The organism is Saccharomonospora iraqiensis subsp. paurometabolica YIM 90007 (genome assembly GCF_000231035.2).
Classification (GTDB): domain Bacteria; phylum Actinomycetota; class Actinomycetes; order Mycobacteriales; family Pseudonocardiaceae; genus Saccharomonospora; species Saccharomonospora paurometabolica.
Map to the genome: position 1 here is coordinate 323,733 of NZ_KI912213.1, position 4,170 is coordinate 327,902.

3 protein-coding genes are annotated in these 4,170 nt (G+C 68.9%); all 3 read right to left on the minus strand.

Going from position 1 to position 4,170, the window contains the following annotated elements:
- A partial coding sequence (secA, locus tag SACPADRAFT_RS25870; RefSeq protein ID WP_007026727.1) for a preprotein translocase subunit SecA occupies nt 1–2,601 on the minus strand: 2,601 nt, incomplete at its 3' end.
- A 155-nt stretch (nt 2,602–2,756) separates the two neighbouring features.
- The gene (gene hpf, locus SACPADRAFT_RS0206260; RefSeq protein ID WP_007026726.1) at nt 2,757–3,479 is read right to left on the minus strand and encodes a ribosome hibernation-promoting factor, HPF/YfiA family; all 723 of its coding nucleotides are present in this window, start codon (nt 3,477–3,479) and stop codon (nt 2,757–2,759) included.
- A 457-nt stretch (nt 3,480–3,936) separates the two neighbouring features.
- The coding region (locus SACPADRAFT_RS32315) for a ComF family protein (RefSeq protein ID WP_007026725.1) at nt 3,937–4,170 on the minus strand (234 nt) is incomplete at its 5' end.

Here is a 4,170-nt window from a genome sequence, read left to right on the forward strand (position 1 = left end):
ACCCGCGGTCGCCGCACCCTGCGCCTGCGCCGGCGCGGCCTGTCCGGCGGCCTCGGCGGTCGTCCCCTGTTCGTCCCCGGCGTCCTGCGGCGCGCCCTGCTGCTGCGCGGTCTGCTCGACCTGGAGGTTGAACAGGTAACCGACCGCTTCCTCCTTCAACGAGTCCAACATCGCGTTGAACATGTCGAAGCCCTCGCGCTGGTACTCCACGAGCGGATCCGCCTGCGCCATCGCGCGCAGACCGATGCCCTCCTTGAGGTAGTCCATCTCGTAGAGGTGCTCGCGCCACTTGCGGTCGAGCACCGACAGCACCACCCGGCGTTCGAGCTCGCGCATGGCGCCCTCGCCCGCCGCCTCCTCGATCTCCGCCTCACGTCGGGCGTAGGCGGCGGTGGCGTCGTCGACCAGGATCTCGCGGAGCCGGTCCGCGTCGATGTCCTCGTCCTCCTCGACGATCTCCTCCCAGGTCACCCCCACCGGGTACAGGGTCCGCAGCGCCGTCCACAGCTTCTCGTGGTCCCAGTCCTCGGCATACCCCTCGGCCGTCTCCGCCCGGACGTAGGCGCCGATGACATCGCCGAGCATGTGCTCGACCTGTTCCCGCAGGTCCTCGCCCTCCAGGACCCGGCGGCGCTCGGTGTAGATCACCTTGCGCTGCTGGTTCAGCACCTCGTCGTACTTGAGGACGTTCTTGCGGATCTCCATGTTCTGCTGCTCGACCTGGGTCTGCGCGCTCTTGATGGCGCGGGAGACCATCTTGTGCTCGATCGGCACCTCGTCGGGCAGTTTCATGGTGGTCATGACCCGCTCGACCATCGCGGCGTTGAACCGGCGCATCAGGTCGTCGCCGAGGGAGAGGTAGAAGCGGGACTCGCCCGGGTCACCCTGACGGCCCGACCGGCCGCGCAGCTGGTTGTCGATCCGCCGCGACTCGTGCCGCTCCGTGCCGAGCACGTACAGGCCCCCCGCGGCGCGGACCTCCTCGGCCTCGGTCTCGGACTCCGCGGTGACCTCCTCCAGCACCTTCGGCCAGGCGGCCTCGTACTCCTCCGAGTGCTCGACCGGGTCGAGGCCGCGTTCCCGCAGCACCTCGTCGGCGATGATGTCCGGGTTCCCGCCGAGCACGATGTCGGTCCCGCGGCCCGCCATGTTGGTGGCCACCGTGACCGCGCCCTTCCGGCCGGCCTTGGCGATGATCAGCGCTTCGCGGTGGTGCTGCTTGGCGTTCAGCACCTCGTGCGGCACGTTGCGCTTGACCAGCGCCTTCGACAGGAACTCCGACTTCTCCACGCTGGTCGTGCCGACCAGCACGGGCTGGCCCTTCTCGTGACGCTCGGCGATGTCGTCCGCCACGGCCTCGAACTTCGCCGGCTCGCTCTTGTAGATGAGGTCGGCCTCATCGGCGCGGATCATCGGCTTGTTGGTGGGGATCTGCACCACACCGAGCTTGTACGTCTGGTGGAACTCGGCCGCCTCCGTCTCGGCGGTACCGGTCATCCCCGCGAGCTTGTCGTAGAGGCGGAAGTAGTTCTGCAGCGTGATCGTGGCCAGGGTCTGGTTCTCGGCCTTGATCTCGACGCCTTCCTTGGCCTCGATCGCCTGGTGCATCCCCTCGTTGAACCGGCGACCGGCCAGGACCCGGCCGGTGAACTCGTCGACGATGAGCACCTCGCCGCCTCGGACGATGTACTCCTTGTCCTTGTTGTAGAGCTCCTTGGCCTTCAGGGCGTTGTTCAGGAAGCTGATCAGCGGGGTGTTGGCCGACTCGTAGAGGTTGTCGATGCCGAGCTGGTCCTCGACGAACTCCACGCCGGCCTCCGTGACGCCCACGGCCCGCTTGCGCTCGTCCACCTCGTAATGGACGTCCTTGGTCATCAACGGCGCCATCCGCGCGAACTCGTTGTACCAGCGCGACGACTGGTCCGCGGGACCGGAGATGATCAGCGGCGTCCTGGCCTCGTCGATGAGGATGGAGTCGACCTCGTCGACGATGGCGTAGTAGTGCCCGCGCTGCACACAGTCGTCGAGGCTCCACGCCATGTTGTCGCGGAGATAGTCGAAGCCGAACTCGTTGTTCGTGCCGTAGGTGATGTCGGCCCGGTAGGCCTCCCGACGTGCGGCGGACTGCATGTCCGCGCGGATCACCCCGACCTCGAGCCCGAGGAACCGGTGGACACGACCCATCCACTCGGAGTCCCGCTGGGCGAGGTAGTCGTTGGTGGTGACGATGTGGACACCCCGACCCGCGAGCGCGTTGAGGTAGACCGGCAGCACACTGGTCAGGGTCTTGCCCTCACCGGTCTTCATCTCCGCGGCCTGGCCGAGGTGGAGTGCGGCACCGCCCATGAGCTGGACGTCGAAGTGCCGCTGGCCGAGCACCCGCTGCGCCGCCTCGCGGACCACCGCGAACGCCTCCGGGAGAAGCTCGTCCAGCGACTCGCCGTCGGTGTGGCGCGCGCGGAACTCGTCGGTCTTCGCCTGCAGGTCGGCGTCCGAGAGGTCCTTGACGTCGTCTTCGAGGGAGTTGATCTGGGCGGCGATGCGGTGCAACCGCTTCACCGTCTTGCCCTCGCCCGCGCGGAGCAGGCGGTTCAGAAGCATCGGGTCGACCTCACTTGCGGTGTCGTGTGGGCGTCGCGGCACACCCGTGCAGGGCGCGGGCAGCAACCCCCATCGTAGGGAACACGCAGGCCCGCGTGCACGCGGCGGCCCGCACGCTCGCCGGCGTGCGGGCCGCCGCGTGGGCCTGCCGGGACTCAGCCCAATCGAATCACGCCGTAGTCGAAGCCTTTCCGCCTGTACACGACGCTGGGCTTACCGGCCTCCGAGTCGTTGTAGAGATAGAAGTCGTGCCCGACCAACTCCATCTGGTAGAGAGCATCGTCGATCGTCATCGGTTCGGCCGAGTGCTGCTTCTCCCGGACGACACGGCCGGGTTCGTGCACGCGCACCCCGTCGTCCCAGTCCTGTTCGTCCTCCCGCTGTCCGGGGAAGTCGAACCCACCGGACCCACCGGACCCACCGGACCCACCGGACCCACCGGTCCGCGGCTCCGCCGGGGGAGCCTCCAGGACGGCGGTACCCGCCGCGGCGCGCCCGGCACCCGGCCGGGGCGTCGCCGGTACGGGGGCTTCGGCCTCGGCCGCCGCCTCGGCCAACGACCGGCCGCGCCGGTTCTGATCCACCCGCCGGTCGTGCACCTTCCGCAGCCGGTTCTCCAGCTTGCTCGTCGCCGAGTCGAGCGCCGTGTAGAAGTCGCCCGCACTCGCCTCGGCACGGACGAGCGGACCTCCGCCCTTTCCGGTGATCTCGACCCGCTGGCAGTTCTTCGCCTGCCTGCGGTTGGGCTCGTGGAAGAGCTCCACGTCGTAGCGAATGACCTTCCTGTCGTAACGCTCGAGCCGGGCCAGCTTCTCGCTGACATGCACCCGATAGTGCTCGGGCACCTCCACGTTGCGGCCCTTGATGACGATGTCCATGCACGACCTCCTCGCTCACCTGCGTGCGAGTTCCTTCAGTGGCGACCTCGAACGCCGGAGCGGACTCCGCCGGACGCGGTCGCCGCATCCGGATCGGCTCACGACCTCCGGCGTTGGGGACATCGGCTCTTCACCTCCCTGACTGGCCGGGACGTCTGTTAGCGCTGCACGGTAGCCGCACCCGTGCGGCCACGACAGCCCCCGAGCCGGGGGACATCCGTGGTCGGGTGACGGTGACGACGTGCAGTGAACACGGGCCCTCGGTGGGGACACCGCGGCCCGTTCGGAGCAGCACCCGGCCGTTGTGCTCGGCCCGACGGCGCAGTCGACGCATTCCGGTTCGGCGCTGTGTCACCGTGGTCTGCGTCATATCCGGTCAACGAGGGAGCACCCACCACAGTTCCCGGAGTACCCGGGTGGGTGAAGAAATTCCCGTTTCAGCACACCGGATCCCCGTTCACCGCGCACTCCCGGGACGCGACCGCGCGGCATGCACCCCGGTCAGCGCGAGCACGGCACGGACCTCGTGGCCCGCAGCGGCCAACACCCGGGTGCACGCCGACACCGTGGCTCCCGTGGTCACCACATCGTCGAGCAACACCACCGCGGCCGGGGCGGGCGGCGCGCCGGCGGGCCGGAACCGCAGGTGCGCGGCCAGGTTCGCGGCCCGTTCCGCACGGTCGAGACCGAC